Annotated in this window: 3 protein-coding genes and 1 pseudogene; 2 read left to right on the top strand and 2 right to left on the bottom strand. The window is 67.2% G+C overall.

Features of this window, described 5'->3' with window-relative positions; all coding sequences use genetic code 11:
* Positions 1–303, top strand: a pseudogene (locus B3D39_RS11095) (nickel import ATP-binding protein NikD); the annotation flags it as partial.
* A complete protein-coding gene (locus B3D39_RS11090) occupies positions 300–1142 on the top strand; it encodes a dipeptide ABC transporter ATP-binding protein (protein ID WP_078540628.1) in 843 nt (280 codons plus the stop codon). The pseudogene B3D39_RS11095 and the gene B3D39_RS11090, both read left to right, overlap by 4 nt.
* Before the next feature lie 369 nt (positions 1143–1511).
* On the opposite strand, the gene B3D39_RS11085 is transcribed toward B3D39_RS11090, so the two are convergent.
* Together B3D39_RS11085 and B3D39_RS11080 are read right to left on the bottom strand one after the other, a co-directional pair.
* On the bottom strand, positions 1512–2279 hold the full coding sequence (locus B3D39_RS11085) for a crotonase/enoyl-CoA hydratase family protein (protein ID WP_078605596.1): 768 nt from the start codon (positions 2277–2279) through the stop codon (positions 1512–1514).
* The coding region (locus tag B3D39_RS11080; protein WP_286789686.1) for an AMP-binding protein at positions 2276–3350 on the bottom strand (1075 nt) is incomplete at its 5' end. The genes B3D39_RS11080 and B3D39_RS11085, both read right to left, overlap by 4 nt.

Raw genomic sequence — 3350 nt, 5'->3', positions numbered from 1 at the left:
GACGAGCCGACCACCGCGCTCGACGTGACGATCCAGAAGCAGATCCTCGATCTGCTGATGAGCCTGCAGGAGGAATACGGCATGGGGCTGATCATGATCACCCATGACATGGGCGTCGTGGCCGAGACCGCCGACCGCGTCTCGGTCCAGTTCAAGGGCCGCAAACTGGAGGAGGCCGACGTGCTCTCACTCTTCGAGAACCCGCAGCATCCCTATACGCGCGCGCTTCTGGCCGCGCTGCCGGAGAACGCGACCGGGGACCGTCTGCTGACCGTCGCCGATGGCTGGGAGGGCGTGCAATGAGTGTGATCCTCGAAGGGCGCGACATCACGCGCGACTACATCGTCTCGGGCGGGTTCCTGCGCGGGGCGAAGACGATCCGGGCGCTGCACGGCATCTCGTTCTCGCTCGAGCAGGGCAAGACGCTGGCCATCGTCGGCGAATCCGGCTGCGGCAAGTCCACGCTGGCGCGCATCCTGACGCTGATCGACCCGGCCAACTCGGGCGATCTGTATATTCAGGGCGAGAAGATCGACATCAAGGAAACCAAGGTGACGTCCGCATTGCGCGCCAAGGTTCAGATCGTCTTCCAGAACCCCTATTCGTCGCTCAACCCGCGCCAGAAGGTGGGCGAGGTTCTGACCGAGCCGCTGATCATCAACACCGACATCCCCGCCAAGGAGCGCCGCAAGCGCGCCGAGGAGATGCTGGAGAAGGTCGGCCTCGAGCGGCAGCACTACAACCGCTACCCGCATATGTTCTCGGGCGGTCAGCGCCAGCGGATCGCGATTGCGCGCGCGCTGATGCTGAACCCGCAGATCCTCGTGCTGGACGAGCCGGTCTCGGCGCTCGATCTGTCGGTGCAGGCGCAGGTGCTGAACCTGCTCAAAGACCTGCAGGACGAGTTCGACCTGTCCTATATCTTCGTGAGCCACGACCTCTCGGTCGTGCGCTATTTCGCGGATGATGTGATGGTGATGAATGCGGGCGAGGTGGTGGAATACGCCTCGCGCGATCAGATCTTCGCCAATCCGCAGCACGAATATACCAAGACGCTGCTGGCGGCGACGCCGATCGCCGATGTCGAGAAGATCCGCGAGCGGGTCGAGCGCCGCAAGGCGTTCTTGGCTGCGGAGAGCTGAGGGCAGGGCGGCTTCTTAGGGGGGCGCTTGGAGTTAGGAAATGGGCCCGGGGCGATGCGCCTCGGGCCTTTTCGTTTTGTGAGGGGGTTGTGGCCCATACGTTGGCCCGGGCGACCAGCCCGGGCCGCGCCCGAGCCTCCCGCCGGGAGGGCGCGTTGGCGTTGTCATCGCGAGCATCACCGACATGCGGGCTTGAGAGATAAACCGCCAAGCCACAAGCGCATCAACGCGCCCACCCAAGGCTCGGGCGCGTCCCTCTTCGCCAAACACAAGCGCCCCCTGCGCCGCGACGCGCGGCGCGTTCGCCGCTGAAGCCTTCCACTGGAAGCCTTCCGAGACACGGCTCACCCCAAGGCTCGGGCGCGTCCCTTATCTCCCCGACCACGCCGGCGCGCGCTTCTCCAGGAAAGCCCGCGCGCCTTCGGCTGCGTCCTCGCTCGCCATCACGGCTTTCAAGGTCCGCGCATTCTCCTCCCAAAGCGGGTCGACCGCGCGGCGCTCGATCTCGCGCGACAGGCGCAGGGTCTCGCGCAGGGCCAAGGGCGCGTTCTTCGCGACCTCCTCGGCCAGCGCCAGCGCCGCGTCAAACGCTTGCCCGGCCTCGGCGCGCCGGGCGATCAGGCCCAGATCCCACGCTTCCGCCGTGTCGAACAGCCGCCCCGTCAGGAGCAATTCGCGCGCCCGGGCCGGGGGGATGAGGCTCGCCAACCGCAGCGCGCCGCCCGCGCCCGCCACCAGCCCGCGCAGCACTTCGGGCAGGCCGAAGCGGCAGCCCTCTTCGGCCACGATCATGTCGCAACCCAAGGCAAGTTCGAACCCGCCCGCGAGCGCGGCGCCATGGCACGCGGCGATGATAGGTTTGCTGCGGTGGGACTCGGTCAGACCGCCGAAACCGCCTTCAGCAAATAGTAATTCCTCGACCTTACCTTCGGTGAAAGCGGCGAGGTCCATCCCTGCGCAGAACACTGCGCCTTCGCCGCGCAGGATGCCGATCTGCAGTGCGTCATCCGCTTCCAGACGGGCCACCGCCTCGGCCAGGGCATGGCCGGCTTCGGCATTGATCGCGTTGCGCCGCTCGGGGCGGTTGAGGGTGATGATCGCGATATTGCCGCGGGTCTCGAAGAGGACGGGGCTCATAGGGCGGGCTCCTTGGGTAGGCGGGCGCGTAGCGCGTTGCGGATGATCTTGCCGGTGGTGGTCACGGGCATGTCGTCGATCACGTAGATCGCGCGGGGATATTCGTATTTCGCGAGCCGCGCGCGGACATGGGCGGCAAGGTCTTCGCGCAGCGCCTCGGTATCGGTGTGGCCGGGGCAGAGCGTGACGAAGGCCGCGACGATCTCGCCGCGCAACGGATCGGGCTGGCCCACGACGCCCGCCATCTGCACCGCCGGATGCGAGATCAGGCAATCCTCGATTTCGGCGGGGCCCACGCGGTAGCCGCCGGTCGAGATGATATCGTCGTCGCGCCCCTTGAAGCGCAGCCGCCCGCCGTCGCCGCTGACGCCCCGGTCGCCGGTCAGCAGCCAGCGCCCGTCGAGGCCGGTGACGAATTTCGCCTCGGTCGCGTCGGGCTGGTTGAAATAGCCCAGAAACATCACCGGATCGGGCGCGCGCACGGCAATCGCGCCTTCTTCGCCATCGGGCAGAACCTGACCTGTCTGGCTGTCGACGATCGCGACCTCGTGGCCCGGCACTGGCCAGCCCATCGCGCCGGGTTCGGGCGCATCGAGGCTCGCGGCGGAGGACACCACCATGTTGCACTCCGTCTGGCCGTAGAACTCGTTGATCGTGACGCCAAGCGCCTTGCGCCCCCAGTCGAGGAGCTGCGCGCCGAGCGGTTCACCCCCCGAGGCGACCGAGCGCATATCGAGGTTCCACGACAGGCTCTCGGGATCGGCTTTCATCATCTTCAGCGCGGTCGGCGGCAGGAAGGCGTTGCGCACGCTCAGCCGCCGGATCAGATCGGCCGCGGCTTTGGCCGAGAATTTGCGGAAACGGCAGGCCACGACCGGCACGCCGTGATGCAGCGCCGGAAGCAGCACATCCAAGAGCCCGCCGATCCACGCCCAATCGGCGGGCGTCCAGATGCGGTCGCCCTTCTGCGGCAGGAAGTCATGGCTCATCTCGACGCCGGGCAGGTGGCCCAGCAGTACGCGATGGGCATGCAGCGCGCCCTTCGGATTGCCCGTGGTGCCCGAGGTATAG

It is taken from the genome of Thioclava sp. UBA3469, assembly GCF_002378135.1.
Lineage (GTDB): Bacteria > Pseudomonadota > Alphaproteobacteria > Rhodobacterales > Rhodobacteraceae > Thioclava > Thioclava sediminum.
This window is presented reverse-complemented; position numbering and strand designations above follow the sequence as displayed.